15 protein-coding genes are annotated in these 13,818 nt (G+C 67.7%); 11 read left to right on the top strand and 4 right to left on the bottom strand.

Annotated elements, in window-relative coordinates:
- Window positions 1–87: 87 nt before the first annotated feature.
- Window positions 88–588, top strand: a complete 501-nt coding sequence (gene ssb / locus ASF44_RS07385) for a single-stranded DNA-binding protein (protein WP_056898571.1) — start codon at window positions 88–90, stop codon at window positions 586–588.
- Window positions 589–594: 6 nt separating this feature from the next.
- Here ssb and mnmA read toward each other — a convergent pair whose 3' ends face one another.
- Complete coding sequence (gene mnmA, locus ASF44_RS07380; protein ID WP_056898570.1) at window positions 595–1,713, bottom strand: tRNA 2-thiouridine(34) synthase MnmA; 1,119 nt, start codon at window positions 1,711–1,713, stop codon at window positions 595–597.
- Window positions 1,714–1,759: 46 nt separating this feature from the next.
- Entirely contained in the window at window positions 1,760–2,236 is a 477-nt protein-coding gene (locus ASF44_RS07375) for an NUDIX domain-containing protein (RefSeq protein ID WP_056898569.1), read from the bottom strand.
- A gap of 450 nt (window positions 2,237–2,686) precedes the next feature.
- Here ASF44_RS07375 and ASF44_RS07370 point away from each other — a divergent pair, with 450 nt between their 5' ends.
- The 4 genes from ASF44_RS07370 to ASF44_RS07355 are packed head-to-tail and all read left to right on the top strand — an operon-like array spanning window position 2,687 to window position 8,133.
- On the top strand, window positions 2,687–4,297 hold the full coding sequence (locus ASF44_RS07370; protein WP_056898568.1) for a Re/Si-specific NAD(P)(+) transhydrogenase subunit alpha: 1,611 nt from the start codon (window positions 2,687–2,689) through the stop codon (window positions 4,295–4,297).
- 23 nt (window positions 4,298–4,320) lie between these two features.
- Window positions 4,321–5,736, top strand: coding sequence for a Re/Si-specific NAD(P)(+) transhydrogenase subunit beta (gene pntB / locus ASF44_RS07365; RefSeq protein WP_056898567.1), 1,416 nt, complete (start codon window positions 4,321–4,323; stop codon window positions 5,734–5,736).
- Between the two features lie 22 nt (window positions 5,737–5,758).
- A complete protein-coding gene (locus tag ASF44_RS07360; RefSeq protein ID WP_056898566.1) occupies window positions 5,759–7,438 on the top strand; it encodes a long-chain-fatty-acid--CoA ligase in 1,680 nt (559 codons plus the stop codon).
- A complete protein-coding gene (locus ASF44_RS07355; RefSeq protein ID WP_056898565.1) occupies window positions 7,435–8,133 on the top strand; it encodes a 5'-methylthioadenosine/adenosylhomocysteine nucleosidase in 699 nt (232 codons plus the stop codon). The genes ASF44_RS07360 and ASF44_RS07355 overlap by 4 nt, the downstream gene beginning before the upstream one ends.
- On the opposite strand, the gene corA is transcribed toward ASF44_RS07355, so the two are convergent.
- Window positions 8,126–9,112 carry a magnesium/cobalt transporter CorA gene (gene corA, locus ASF44_RS07350; protein ID WP_056898564.1) on the bottom strand — a complete coding sequence of 329 codons (987 nt, stop codon included), beginning with the start codon at window positions 9,110–9,112 and terminating at the stop codon, window positions 8,126–8,128. The genes ASF44_RS07355 and corA overlap by 8 nt on opposite strands.
- A gap of 180 nt (window positions 9,113–9,292) precedes the next feature.
- On the opposite strand from corA, the gene hpf reads away from it, so the two are divergent.
- From hpf to hprK, 3 genes are all read left to right on the top strand, one after another.
- Window positions 9,293–9,622: a ribosome hibernation-promoting factor, HPF/YfiA family gene (gene hpf, locus ASF44_RS07345; protein WP_056655574.1), complete on the top strand. Its 330-nt coding sequence runs from the start codon at window positions 9,293–9,295 to the stop codon at window positions 9,620–9,622.
- A gap of 118 nt (window positions 9,623–9,740) precedes the next feature.
- Window positions 9,741–10,208 carry a PTS sugar transporter subunit IIA gene (locus ASF44_RS07340; RefSeq protein WP_056898563.1) on the top strand — a complete coding sequence of 156 codons (468 nt, stop codon included), beginning with the start codon at window positions 9,741–9,743 and terminating at the stop codon, window positions 10,206–10,208.
- Window positions 10,209–10,236: 28 nt separating this feature from the next.
- Window positions 10,237–11,184, top strand: a complete 948-nt coding sequence (gene hprK, locus ASF44_RS07335) for an HPr(Ser) kinase/phosphatase (RefSeq protein ID WP_056898562.1) — start codon at window positions 10,237–10,239, stop codon at window positions 11,182–11,184.
- Between the two features lie 10 nt (window positions 11,185–11,194).
- On the opposite strand, the gene fur is transcribed toward hprK, so the two are convergent.
- Window positions 11,195–11,623 (bottom strand): ferric iron uptake transcriptional regulator, encoded by a 429-nt coding sequence (gene fur / locus ASF44_RS07330; RefSeq protein ID WP_056898561.1) that lies wholly within the window; start codon window positions 11,621–11,623, stop codon window positions 11,195–11,197.
- A gap of 107 nt (window positions 11,624–11,730) precedes the next feature.
- Here fur and ASF44_RS07325 point away from each other — a divergent pair, with 107 nt between their 5' ends.
- The 3 genes from ASF44_RS07325 to ASF44_RS07315 are packed head-to-tail and all read left to right on the top strand — an operon-like array spanning window position 11,731 to window position 13,817.
- The gene (locus ASF44_RS07325; protein WP_056898560.1) at window positions 11,731–12,279 is read left to right on the top strand and encodes an outer membrane protein assembly factor BamE; all 549 of its coding nucleotides are present in this window, start codon (window positions 11,731–11,733) and stop codon (window positions 12,277–12,279) included.
- Between the two features lie 49 nt (window positions 12,280–12,328).
- Complete coding sequence (gene dapB / locus ASF44_RS07320) at window positions 12,329–13,162, top strand: 4-hydroxy-tetrahydrodipicolinate reductase (RefSeq protein ID WP_056898559.1); 834 nt, start codon at window positions 12,329–12,331, stop codon at window positions 13,160–13,162.
- Between the two features lie 13 nt (window positions 13,163–13,175).
- On the top strand, window positions 13,176–13,817 hold the full coding sequence (locus tag ASF44_RS07315; protein WP_056898558.1) for a MotA/TolQ/ExbB proton channel family protein: 642 nt from the start codon (window positions 13,176–13,178) through the stop codon (window positions 13,815–13,817).
- Window position 13,818 lies beyond the last annotated feature (1 nt).

The following is a 13,818-nucleotide window of genomic DNA, read 5'->3' as shown; positions in this document are numbered from 1 at the left end:
CTCCTGCCAAGACCGCGATGCGGCACAATCGACGCCCTTTTCCCCTCCCGCCCTCTCTTCGCATCGGCAGCACACAGGCACCACACCATGGCATCCGTCAACAAAGTCATCATCGTCGGCAACCTGGGCCGTGACCCCGAAACGCGCACCTTCCCGAGCGGCGGCCAGGTCTGCAACGTACGAATCGCCACCACCGACCGCTGGAAGGACAAGCAGAGCGGCGAGATGCGCGAGATCACCGAATGGCACAACGTGGTCTTCAACGACCGCCTGGCCGAGATCGCCAACCAGTACCTGCGCAAGGGCTCGCAGGTGTACGTCGAAGGCTCGCTGCGCACGCGCAAGTGGACCGACAAGGATGGCAACGAGCGCTACACCACCGAGATTCGCGCCGACCAGATGCAGATGCTGGGCAGCCGCCAGGGCATGGGTGGTCCATCGTCGGGCGACGACGAGGGCGGCTACGAAGCGCCGCGCCGCCCGGCCGCGCCCGCAGCCCGGCCGGCCGCGGCTCCCCGTGCGGCACCCGCGCCTGCGCCCAAGGCGTCGAGCGGTTTCGACGACATGGACGACGACATCCCGTTCTGAGCCGGTTCAGTCCCGGGCGCTGGCGATCACGCCACCGCCCAGGCAGACCTCGCCGTCGTACAGCACGGCAGACTGCCCCGGCGTGACCGCCCACTGTGGCGCGCCGAACTCCAAGGCAAACGCACCATTCGCACCCGCTGCCAGCGCACAGGGTGCGTCCAGCTGGCGGTAGCGCGTCTTGCTGGCATACGCGCCCGGCGCGGGCGCGTGGCCGGCGGTCCAGCTGGCATCGTTGGCCTTCAGCGTCAGCGACTGCAGCCAGGGATGGTCGTGCCCCTGCACCACCCACAGCGTGTTCTGCGCCATGTCCTTGCGCGCGACGAACCACGGCGCATGCTCGCCGCCACCGCGCGGCGCACCCTTTTCCTTGAGGCCGCCGATGCCCAGGCCCTGGCGCTGGCCCAGCGTGTAGAACGACAGGCCCTGGTGCTGCCCGAGCACGCGGCCCCGCTCGTCCTTGATCGGGCCGGGCTCCTTGGCGATATAGCGGTTCAGGAAATCGCGAAACGGCCGCTCGCCGATGAAGCAGATGCCCGTGGAGTCCTTCTTCTTCGCGTTCGGCAGCCCGATCTCCGCCGCGAGCCGGCGCACCTCGGTCTTGTGCAGCTCGCCGACCGGGAACAAGGTCCTGGACAGCTGCGCCTGCGTCAGGCGGTGCAGGAAGTAGCTCTGGTCCTTGGACGGGTCCAGGCCCTTGAGCAGCTCGAATCGGCTTGTCCCGCCAGTGTGGCGCTCACGCACGCGCGCATAGTGGCCTGTGGCAATCTTCTCGGCGCCCAGCCGCATCGCGTGGTCGAGGAAGGCCTTGAACTTGATCTCGGCATTGCACAGCACGTCGGGATTGGGGGTGCGGCCGGCCTGGTACTCGCGCAGGAACTCGGCGAACACGCGGTCCTTGTACTCGGCCGCGAAGTTCACATGCTCGATCTCGATGCCGACCACGTCGGCCACGGCCGCGGCATCGACGAAATCGACATTGGAGGAGCAGTACTCCGAATCGTCGTCGTCCTCCCAGTTCTTCATGAAGATGCCGACCACCTCGTAACCCTGCTGCTTGAGCAGCCAGGCCGTGACCGAAGAATCCACCCCACCGCTCAGACCGACGACGACACGTTGCTTGCCCATGCCGCGATTCTAGAAAGCGGTGCCCGACCCGCGTGCGCGGACGGGTTCAGCCGAACACGGAAGGATCGGTGTGCAGCAGCGCCAGCGGATAGCGCTGGCCGGCCAGATGGTCTTCGATGCAGCGCAGCAGCAAGGGACTGCGGTGCCGGTCCTGGCTGCCGCGGATCTCGTCCGGCGTCAGCCACAGGGTGCGCACGATGCCGGTGTCCAGGTCTCGACCGACCACCCGGGCGCCCAGATCGCCGCAGAACGCGAACCGCAGGTAGCTGATGTCCTCCCCCGTGGCCGGCCGCCCGAACCGCGACAGGTACACGCCCACCAACGCCGTGGGCCGGAACGCGTGCGCGGTTTCTTCCAGCGCCTCGCGTGCGCAGGCCGCCGCCAGGGCCTCGCCAGCCTCCAGGTGGCCTGCGGGATTGTTCAGGCGCAGGCCCTCGGGGGTGTGCTCTTCGACCAGCAGGTAGCGCCCTTCGCGCTCGATGACCGCGGCCACCGTCACACTGGGCTTGAAGCGTTCGGACATGGCACGAGTTTAGGCCTCCGCAGAGGCCCTGGAGCCGGGCAGCGGGCGCAGCGATCTCGGGTAAGCTCCGGCTGCACCAAAGACCAGAGACAACGACAACAGAGGGAAGGAGCCCCCATGCTGATCGGAGTGCCCGCCACAGTGGCTGGCGAAACACGCACAGCGGCACGACGCGCTTCAGGCATGGAGGCCCGCGCTACCGCCCCGGCCCATGCCATCCCTGCCCGCAGCGCAGCGCGGCAGTGCCCACGGTGAATCCATCCAACGCGGCAGAAAAGCCGCGCGCGGCCGTGCGCTCGTTCCCGGCCGCCCCGGCAGGCCAGGACACACGGACAGCACCACACGGCGAGCCGGCTTAGCCACCGCCGCACCCCAACCGCGCACCGTGCGTGCCCGCCGGCCCTGCGCCCGCCGCGCCGGCACCACACGAACAACTTCAGGAGGTCTTTCATGCAAACCAGTCCCACCCAGCCGCCGCAGCGCATCGGCATTCCCCGGGAGATCTTCCCGGGCGAAAAGCGCGTGGCCACCGTGCCCGATGTCGTCGAGAAGCTGATCAAGCTCGGCTTTGCGGTGTCGGTGCAGTCCGGCGCGGGCGAGGCCGCCAACTTCGGCGACGAGACCTACCGGGCGGCCGGTGCCGAGGTGGTGGCCGATGCGCCCGCGCTCTGGGCCGCGGCGGACATCGTGTTCAAGGTGCGCCCGCCCACGCCCGAGGAGGTGGGACTGATGCGCGAAGGCGGCCTGCTCGTCGACTTCATCTGGCCCGCGCAGAACCCCGAGCTGATGCAGCAGCTCGCGGCCAAGCAGGCCACCGTGCTGGCCATCGACTGCCTGCCGCGCACGCTCTCGCGCGCGCAGAAGATGGATGCGCTGACCTCGATGGCCGGCGTGTCCGGCTACCGCGCGGTGATCGAGGCCGCCAACGCCTTTGGCCGCTACTTCAACGGCCAGATCACGGCCGCCGGCAAGGTGCCGCCCGCCAAGGTCTTCATCGCCGGAGCGGGCGTGGCCGGCCTGTCGGCCATCGGCACGGCGGCCAGCCTGGGCGCCATCGTGCGCGCCAACGACACGCGTGCCGAGGTGGCCGACCAGGTCACCTCGCTGGGCGGCGAGTTCGTGAAGGTGGACTACGAGGAAGAGGGTTCGGGCGGCGGCGGCTACGCCAAGGTCATGAGCGAGGGCTTCCAGGCCGCCCAGCGCGCCATGTACGCCAAGCAGGCGAAGGACGTGGACATCATCATCACCACCGCCCTGATCCCCGGCAAGCCTGCACCAAAGCTCATCACGGCCGAGATGGTGCAGAGCATGAAGCCCGGCAGCGTGATCGTGGACATGGCGTCCGAACAGGGCGGCAACTGCGAACTCACGGTGCCCGGCGAGGCCGTGGTGCGCCATGGCGTGACCATCGTGGGCTACACCGACCTGGCCTCGCGCCTGGCCAAGCAATCGTCCACGCTGTACGCCACCAACCTGCTGCGCCTGACCGAGGAACTGTGCAAGGCCAAGGACGGCGTGGCTGTGGTGAACATGGAGGACGACGCGATCCGCGGACTGACCGTGGTGAAGGACGGCACCATCACCTGGCCCGCACCCCCGCTGGCCCAGGCGGCCAAGCCGCCCCCGGCCGCCAAGCCGGCCGCTGCGCCCGCCGCCAAGAAGGGCGGCCACGGCCACGGCAGCAGCGGCCCGCTGCCGGCCAAGACGCTGGCCATCGTCTTTGCGGTGGCGGCGGTGGCCTTCTGGTTCATCGGCAGCTTCGCCCCCGCCGCCTTCCTCGGCCACTTCACGGTCTTCGTGCTGGCCTGCTTCATCGGCTACATGGTGGTGTGGAACGTGACGCCCGCGCTGCACACGCCGCTCATGAGCGTGACTAACGCCATCTCCAGCATCATCGCCATCGGGGCGCTGGTGCAGATCGCGCCGCCCGATGCGGCGGCCGGTGGCAGGCCTGACGAGCTGATCCGCTGGCTGGCCTTTGCGGCCCTGGTGCTCACGGCGGTCAACATGTTCGGCGGCTTCGCGGTGACGCGCCGCATGCTGGCCATGTTCCAGAAATAAGAACAACAAGAGAGAACGACACCATGTCCCAAAGTCTCGCCACGGTGGCCTACCTGGGCGCCGCCATCCTGTTCATCCTGAGCCTGGGTGGCCTGTCCAACCCAGAAACCTCGCGCCGCGGCAACCTGTTCGGCATCATCGGCATGGCGCTGGCCGTGCTGGCCGCGGTCTTCGGGCCGCGCGTGAGCAGCGGCGGCATCGCCTGGATCGTGACCGCCCTCGTGATCGGCGGCGGCATCGGCCTGTACGCGGCCAAGGTCGTCAAGATGACGCAGATGCCCGAGCTGGTCGCGCTCATGCACAGCCTGGTGGGCCTGGCGGCCTGTCTGGTGGGCTTTGCCAGCTACGTGGACACCTCGGTCCAGTACCAGGGCGCAGAGAAGGTCATCCATGAAGTGGAGATCTATGTCGGCATCCTGATCGGCGCCGTGACCTTCTCGGGCTCGCTGGTCGCGTTCGGCAAGCTCAACGGCAAGATCGGCGGCAAGCCCCTGCTACTGCCCGCGCGCCACTGGCTCAACTTGGCGGCGCTGCTGGTCGTCATCTGGCTGGGCCGCGCCTTCATCCACGCCGAAACCGTGTCCGGCGGCATGCTGCCGCTGCTCGTGATGACCGTGATCGCCCTGCTGTTCGGCGTGCACATGGTGATGGCCATCGGCGGCGCCGACATGCCCGTCGTCGTGTCCATGCTCAACAGCTACTCGGGCTGGGCCGCTGCGGCCACCGGCTTCATGCTGAGCAACGACCTGCTGATCGTGACGGGCGCGTTGGTGGGCTCCTCGGGCGCCATCCTGTCCTACATCATGTGCCAGGCGATGAACCGCAACTTCATCAGCGTGATCGCGGGCGGCTTCGGCTCCGGTGCGCCGGCCAAGAAGAGCGGCGATGCCGCCGCAGCCGAGCCACAAGGCGAGGTGACCCCCATCACGGCGCTGGACACCGCCGAACTGCTGCGCGACGCCAAGAACGTGGTTATCGTGCCCGGCTACGGCATGGCCGTGGCCCAGGCCCAGCACACGGTGAACGAGATCACCCGCACGCTGCGCGACAAGGGCGTGAACGTGCGCTTCGCGATCCACCCCGTGGCGGGCCGGATGCCCGGCCACATGAACGTGCTGCTGGCCGAAGCCAAGGTGCCGTACGACATCGTGATGGAGATGGACGAGATCAACGAGGACTTCCCGAGCACGGACGTCGCCATGGTCATCGGCGCCAACGACATCGTGAACCCGGCCGCGCAGGACGACCCCGCCAGCCCCATCGCCGGCATGCCGGTGCTGGAGGTGTGGAAGGCCAAGCATTCCGTCGTGATGAAGCGCTCCATGGCCTCGGGCTATGCCGGCGTGGACAACCCTTTGTTCTACAAGGAAAACAACCGCATGCTGTTCGGCGACGCGAAGAAGATGCTGGACGAGGTGCTGGCCGCATTGAAGGCCTGACCCGCAGAACGAAGGAGATTCCATGACCGAGCGCATCTGGCTGCAGAGCTATCCACCGGGCGTGCCCAGCGACGTCGATCCCGGCGAGTACCCTTCGCTGGTCGCCCTGATGGAAGAGAGCTTCGCGAAGTTTGCCGACCGCCCGGCCTACAGCTTCATGGGCCGCGACGTCAGCTATGCCGAGACCGACCAGCTCAGCGGCCGGCTTGCCGCCTACCTGCAAGGCCTGGGGCTGGCGCGCGGGGACCGGGTCGCCGTGATGATGCCCAACGTACCGCAGTACCCGGTGGCCGTGGCGGCCATCCTGCGTGCCGGCTACGTGCTCGTGAACGTCAACCCGCTGTACACGCCGCGCGAACTCGAATTCCAGCTCAAGGACTCGGGGGCCAAGGCCATCGTCATCATCGAGAACTTCGCGGCGACGCTGGCGCAATGCATCCAGGCCACACCGGTGCGCCATGTGGTGCTGTGCGCCATGGGCGACCAGCTGGGCATGCTCAAGGGCGCGCTCGTGAACTACGTGGTGCGCAAGGTCAAGAAGCTGGTGCCGCCGTTCTCGTTGCCGGGCGCGGTGCGCTTCAACGACGCCGTCGCGCGCGGCGCGCGTGCGCAATTCACCAAGCCGCAGATCGGCCCGGACGACCTGGCCGCGCTGCAGTACACGGGCGGCACGACCGGCGTCAGCAAGGGCGCCATGCTGCTGCACCGCAACGTGATCGCCAACGTGCTGCAGTCCGAAGCCTGGAACCAGCCGGTCATGGACAAGGTGCCCCAGGGCGAGCAGCCGACCTCGGTCTGCGCGCTGCCGCTGTACCACATCTTCGCGTTCACCGTGGGCATGATGTTGAGCATGCGCACGGGTGGCAAGCTGGTGCTGATCCCCAATCCGCGCGACCTGCCGGCGGTGCTCAAGGAGCTGTCCAAGCACCGCATCCACAGCTTTCCGGCCGTCAACACGCTGTTCAACGGACTGGCGAACCACCCGGACTTCGGCACCGTGGACTGGAGCCACCTGAAGATCTCCGTCGGCGGCGGCATGGCCGTGCAGAGCGCCGTGGCCAAGCTCTGGCTGGACAAGACAGGCTGCCCGATCTGCGAGGGCTATGGCCTGTCGGAGACCTCGCCGTCCGCCAGCTGCAACCCCGCCACGGGCAAGGAGTTCACGGGCACCATCGGGGTGCCGTTGCCCGGTACCTGGTTCAGGCTGGTGGACGACGAGGACCGCGCCGTGCCCACGGGCCAGCCCGGCGAGATCGCGATCAAGGGGCCGCAGGTCATGGCCGGCTACTGGCAGCGGCCCGACGAGACCGCCAAGGTCATGACCGCCGACGGCTACTTCAAGACCGGCGACATCGGCACGGTGGACGAGCGCGGCTTCTTCCGCATCATCGACCGCAAGAAGGACATGATCCTGGTCAGCGGCTTCAACGTCTATCCCAACGAGATCGAGGATGTCGTGGCCCAGCTCGATGGCGTGCTGGAGGTGGCCTGCGTGGGCGTGGCCGACGACAAGACCGGCGAAGCCGTCAAGCTCGTGCTGGTGCGCAAGGACCCCGGGCTGACCGAGGACGCCGTGCGCGCCTACTGCCGCGCCAACCTGACAGGCTACAAGCAGCCGCGCGTGGTCGAGTTCCGCAACGAACTGCCCAAGACGCCGGTGGGCAAGATCCTGCGCCGCCAGCTGCGCGACCAGCCCGCATGAAGACGGCCATCGTCAGCGCCATGCGCGAGGAGCTGGCCGCCGTGCTGGCCCTTCTGCCCGACGAGCAGTGCCAGCGCGTGGCGGGGCGCGATTTCTGGGTCGGCCACCTGCACGGGCAGGAGGTGGTGGCGGTGCTGGCACGCATCGGCAAGGTGGCAGCGGCCACCACCGCCACGCTGCTGGCCGAGCGCTTTCGGGTGGACCGCGTGGTGTTCACCGGGGTGGCCGGCGGCATCGGCGCGGGCGTGCGGGTGGGCGACGCTGTCGTCGCCGACGCCTTCTTGCAGCACGACATGGATGCCTCGCCGCTGTTCCCCCGCCACGAGGTGCCGCTGTATGGCATGAGTCGCTTCGAGGTCGACCCCGGCCTGCGCGCCGCGCTGCTGCAGGCCACACGCCAGGCGCTGCCGCAGGCGCAGGTGCACGAGGGGCTCATCGTCAGCGGCGACCGCTTCGTCAACAGCTCGGCCGAGGTGCGCGCCCTGCGTGCGGCGCTGCCCGACGTGCTGGCCGTGGAGATGGAAGGCGCCGCCTTCGCGCAGGTCTGCCACGACTTTGATCTGCCATTCGCAGCCGTGCGGACCATCTCGGACCGCGCCGACGAAACCGCGCACGGCGATTTCCTGCAGTTCGTGCGCACGGTGGCCAGCCCCGCCTCGGCCTCCATCGTGCAGGCCTTGCTCGCCGCTACTTGAGCCAGCCGCGCCGGCGGAAATACAGCATCGGCACCAGCGCGCTGGCCGCCATCAGGCCCAGCGCATACGGGTAGCCCATGCTCCAGTCGAGCTCGGGCATGAACTTGAAGTTCATGCCGTAGATGCTGGCGATCAGGGTCGGCGGCAACAAGGCGACGCTGGCCACCGAGAAGATCTTGATGATCTTGTTCTGGTTGATGTTGATGAAGCCGACCGTCGCGTCCATCAGGAAGTTGATCTTGTCGAACAGGAAGGCCGTGTGGCTGTCCAGCGACTCGATGTCGCGCAGGATCTGGCGCGCCTCCTCGAACTGCTCGGCATTGAGCATGCGGCTGCGCATCATGAAGCTGACGGCGCGGCGCGTGTCCATGGCGTTGCGGCGGATGCGGCCGTTCAAGTCTTCCTGGCGTGCGATGAGTCCCAGCACCTCGCCGGCGGTCTCGTCGCTGACGTTGCCCTTGAGCACCAGCGTGCCAGCCTTCTCCAATTCGTCGTAGACGCCTTCCAGCGTGTCGGCGGAATACTCGGCATCGGCATCGAACAGTTTGAGCAGCACTTCCTTGGCGTCTTCGATCAGGCCGGGCGCGCGGCGCGCGCGCATGCGCAGCAGCCGGAACACCGGCACGTCTTCGTCATGGATCGAGAACAGCACGCCGCGGCTCTTGAGTTCGGCGTTGTGCTGGTTCAGGATGAAGGCCACGCGCACGTGGCGCGGGTCGTCGGCGTCGGCGATCAGGAAGTCGCTGCGCACATGCAGGTCGCCGTTGTCTTCCTCGTAGAAGCGGGCCGACTCCTCGATGTCTTCGTCCGTGACGTCCTCGGGGATCGACAGCCCGTAGTACTGCTTGACCCAGCGCTTTTCCTCCAGCGTGGGCGACTCCAGGTCGACCCAGATCGGCTGGAATTGCGACAGTTCTTCGAGCGAATCGATTTCTTCCTGGACCAGCCGCCCGTTGGCCAGGGTGAAGATGTTCAGCATGGGAATTCCCTGTGGTGTTCTCGGGTTCGCGGCAAGGATTCCACGCGGCGGGCTCCGTACGGGAAGCCCGAAATTATGGCATCGCCCACGCCATGTAACCTTGTCCAACCAGCCTTGCATTTCAGGGGCTTCACGCGCATAGTGAATTGCCCGTCAACCATGAACTGCAAAGGAGGCTCCATGAATTTGACGATCAGCGGTCACCACCTCGAAGTGACTCCCGCACTGCGCAGCTATGTCATCAACAAGCTCGATCGCATCACGCGGCACTTCGACCAGGTGGTCGATGTCAAGGTCCTGTTGACCGTGGAGAAGCAGAAGGAAAAGCAGAATCGGCAACGCGCCGAATGCAACATCCACGTGAAGGGCAATGACATGTTTGCGGAGAGTGCACACGCTGATCTCTATGCGGCCGTCGATGAACTGGTGGACAAGCTGGACCGTCAGGTGGTGCGCCACAAGGACCGCATCCAGCAGCATCACCACGAGGCCCCCAAGCGCCTGATGTGAGCCCGTTGGCGATGCGCGCTGCGTGTCGCCGGCAACCGACAAAACCCGAGGCCGCCGAAATGGGCGGCTTTTTTGTTGCTGCACCGCAATGTGACGGCGTGCATAATCCGCCCTTCGTATGAACCGCCTAGCGTCCATCCTGCCTGCCGCGCAGGTCCTCGTCAGCGTCGATGCCACCAGCAAGAAGCGCGCATTCGAGGAAGCCGGCCTGCTGTTCGAGAACCTGCATGCGCTGTCGCGTGCACTGGTGACCGACAGCCTGTTCGCGCGTGAGCGCCTGGGCTCGACGGGACTGGGCCACGGCGTGGCCATCCCGCATGGCCGCATCAAGGGCCTCAAGTCGCCGATGGCCGCCGTGCTGCAGTTGGAGCAGCCCATCGGTTTCGATGCGCCGGACGAACAGCCCGTCAAGCTGTTGATCTTCCTGCTGGTGCCCGAAGCGGCAACCCAGAAACACCTGGAAATCCTGTCGGAGATCGCCGAACTGCTGAGCGACGCGCCGTTGCGCGAGAGCCTCAAGAGCACGGCCGATGCCGCAGCGCTGCACGCGCTGATCGACGGCTGGCAATCGTCCCAGCCGGCCTGAGCGCCAACGCTGGCGACGCAGTGCGGCCATGAAGCCCAACGTCGTCAGTGCCGATGTCCTGTTCGAGGAATTCCGGGCGCTGCTGCGCTGGGAATGGGTGGCCGGGCTCGGCGCGTCCGAACGCCGCTTCGACGAAGTCGCCGTGCGCGCAGCGCGCTCGGGCGCCGATCTCGTCGGCTACCTGAACTACATCCACCCCTACCGCGTACAGATCCTGGGCGAGCGCGAGATCGCCTACCTGGTCAACGCCACGCCCGAGGATTGTGCGCGGCGCATCGCCCGCATTGTCACGCTGGAGCCGCCCGTGCTGGTGCTGGCCGACGGGCAGACCGCGCCCCAGGCGCTGCTGTCGATGTGCGAGCGCGCGCAGATCCCGATGTTCGCGACCGAGGAATCATCGGCCTTCGTCATCGACGTGCTGCGCGCCTACCTGTCCAAGCACTTCGCCGACCGCACCACCATGCACGGCGTGTTCATGGACATCCTGGGCCTGGGTGTAATGATCACGGGCGAGTCCGGCCTGGGCAAGAGCGAGCTCGGCCTGGAACTGATCTCGCGCGGCAACGGGCTGGTGGCCGACGATGCGGTCGACCTGTACCGCATCAACCAGACCACCATCGAAGGCCGCTGCCCCGAGCTGCTGCAGAACCTGCTGGAAGTGCGCGGCATCGGCCTGCTGGACATCCGCGGCATCTTTGGCGAGACCGCCGTGCGCCGCAAGATGCGGCTCAAGCTCATCGTGCACCTGGTCCGCCGCGAGACCATGGAGCGCGAGCACGAACGCCTGCCCTACGAGCCGCTCACGCAGGATGTACTGGGCGTGGCCGTGCGCAAGGTGATCATCCAGGTGGTGGCGGGGCGCAACATCGCCGTGCTCGTGGAAGCGGCCGTGCGCAACACCATCTTGCAACTGCGCGGCATCGACACCTACCAAGAATTCGTGGAGCGGCACCGCCGCGCCATGGAAAGCGACTGAAGCGCCTGCTTCAGGCCTTGGCCTGCTTGCCGCCGCACTCGGCGCACAGGCCGTACAGCGACATGGCATGGTCCTGCACGGTCCAGCCCTTGGCCTTGGCCACGATGGACTGGCGTTTCTCGATCTCGGCGTCGAAGAACTCCTCGACCTTGCCGCAGGAGGTGCAGACGAAGTGGTCGTGGTGCCGGCCTTCGTTGAGCTCGTACACCGCCTTGCCGGATTCGAAATGGCTGCGCGACAGGATGCCGGCCTGCTCAAACTGCGTCAGCACCCGGTAGACAGTGGCCAGGCCAATGTCCGAGCGCTCCATCAGCAGCACGCGGAACACGTCTTCGGCCGTCATGTGGCGCAACTCGCCCTTCTGGAAGATCTCCATGATCTTCAGCCGGGGCAGGGTGGCCTTCAGACCGGTGCTCTTGAGTTCGTCGATATTGGCCATGCGCGCTCTGGATGTTGTGATGGCAGCCCCCCGCCGCGCCCGGACGGGCGACAGGGGCAAAAAGGGCCGCCGCTACAATCGCGCGATCATAGCGCCGCCGAGTCTCCATGCCCGCTTCCCGTTCGATGCCCCTGCCCTTCGGCCTGCTGATGCTCTGCTGCGCCGCGCTCGCGGGGTGCGGCACGGTCACCGATGCCACGCGCCGCGCTGCCAACGCGATCGTGCCCTACAAGATCGAGATCGTGCAGGGCAACTTCGTGTCCAAGGAACAGGTCGAGGCGCTCAAGCCCGGCATGTCGCGCGCGCAGGTGCGCGACGTCCTGGGCACGCCGCTGCTGCAAAGCGTGTTCCATGCCGACCGCTGGGACTACGTGTTCACGATGAAACGCCAGGGCACCGAACCGCAGGCGCGCCAGCTCACCGTGTTCTTCAAGGACGACCTGCTCGAGCGCAGCGAGGGCGACCCGATGCCCAGCGAGACCGAGTTCGTGGCCCTGCTCGGCGCCGAGCGCAAGCCCAAGGCGGTGCCGGTGCTCGAAGCCAGCGAAGACAAGCTCAAGCCCTTCGCGCCGCGCGAGCCGGCGGCGCAGGCCACGCCGCAGCCCGCGGCCCCGCTGCCCACGTCCTACCCGCCGCTGGAAACGCCGGCGCGCTGACCGTGCCGGCCCGCGGCGGCGGCTTCCGTATTCCTGTCCTGCCATCGCCATGACGCCATCTTCGACTTCTGCCGCGACCCCACATGCCGTGGCCATCGCGGGCGCCTCCGGCCGCATGGGCCGCACCCTGATCGAGGCCGTACTGGCCTCGGGGGATTGCCGCCTGAGCGGCGCACTCGACGTGTCCACCAGCCCCGCGCTGGGCCAGGATGCCGCCGCCTTCCTCGGCAAGCCCGCCGGTGTGGCCATCACGGCCGACCTGGCCCTGGGCCTGCAGGGCGCCCAGGTACTGATCGACTTCACGCGGCCCGAAGGCACGCTGGCCCACCTGCGTGCCAGCCGCGCCCAGGGCACGGCCCTGGTGATCGGCACCACCGGCTTCACCGAGGCGCAGAAGGCCGAGATCGTCGATGCCGCGCGCGACATCGCCATCGTCATGGCGCCCAACATGAGCGTGGGTGTCAACGTCACGCTCAAGTTGCTGCAATTGGCCGCAAAGGCCATGCCCGTGGGCTACGACATCGAGATCGTCGAGACCCACCACCGCCACAAGATCGACGCGCCCTCGGGCACGGCACTCAAGATGGGCGAGGTCATCGCCGAGGCCATGGGCCGCGACCTCAAGCAATGCGCGGTGTACGCGCGCGACGGTGTGACCGGCGAGCGCGACCCCTCCACCATCGGCTTCCAGTCGCTGCGCGGTGGCGATGTGGTCGGCGACCACACCGTGATGTTCGCCGGCACCGGCGAGCGCATCGAGATCACGCACAAGGCCACCAGCCGCATGAACTACGCGATCGGCAGCCTGCGCGCCGTGCGGTTCCTGGCCGGCCGCAAGAACGGGCTCTACAGCATGTTCGACGTGCTGGGCCTGAACGACTGACCCGCGCCCTGCCGTGAACGCGCTGGATCTGCTGACCGCTGGCGACGCCATCCACCGGCTGGTCGCCTGGCTGCTGCTGGCGATGTCGGTCGCCAGCTGGGTCGTGATCCTCTACAAGCTGTGGACGCTGCGCCGCGCCGGCCGCGACGTGCTGCGCGGCACGGCCGCGTTCTGGCAGGCGCCGGCCCTCGAAGGTGCGGCCGAGCGCGTGGCCGCGTTCGACCGCGGCGGCCTGCTGCGGCCCTTGCTGGCCGCCACGCAGGCGCCGTCGGCCGGTACGCTGGCCGGCAGCGGCCCGCGCGGCCAGCAACTCACGCGGCTGCTGCGCGGTGCGCTAAACCAGGGCACGCAGCGCCTGCAGTTCGGCCAGGTGCTGCTGGCCACGGTGGGCTCTACCGCGCCTTTCGTCGGCCTGCTGGGCACGGTCTGGGGCATCTACCACGCGCTGACCAGCATCTCCTCGACGGGCCAGATCACCATTTCCCAGGTCGCCGGCCCGGTTGGCGAGGCCCTGGTGATGACCGCAGCCGGCCTGGCCGTGGCCATTCCCGCCGTGCTGGCCTACAACTGGTTCGGCCGCAGCATCGCGCGCATCGAAGCCGAGCTCGAGGGCTTTGCCTTCGACTTGCGCGACCTGCTGGCCCCGGACGCCTGAG

It is taken from the genome of Pseudorhodoferax sp. Leaf274 (genome assembly GCF_001422445.1).
Classification (GTDB): Bacteria; Pseudomonadota; Gammaproteobacteria; order Burkholderiales; family Burkholderiaceae_C; genus Pseudorhodoferax.
This window is presented reverse-complemented; position numbering and strand designations above follow the sequence as displayed.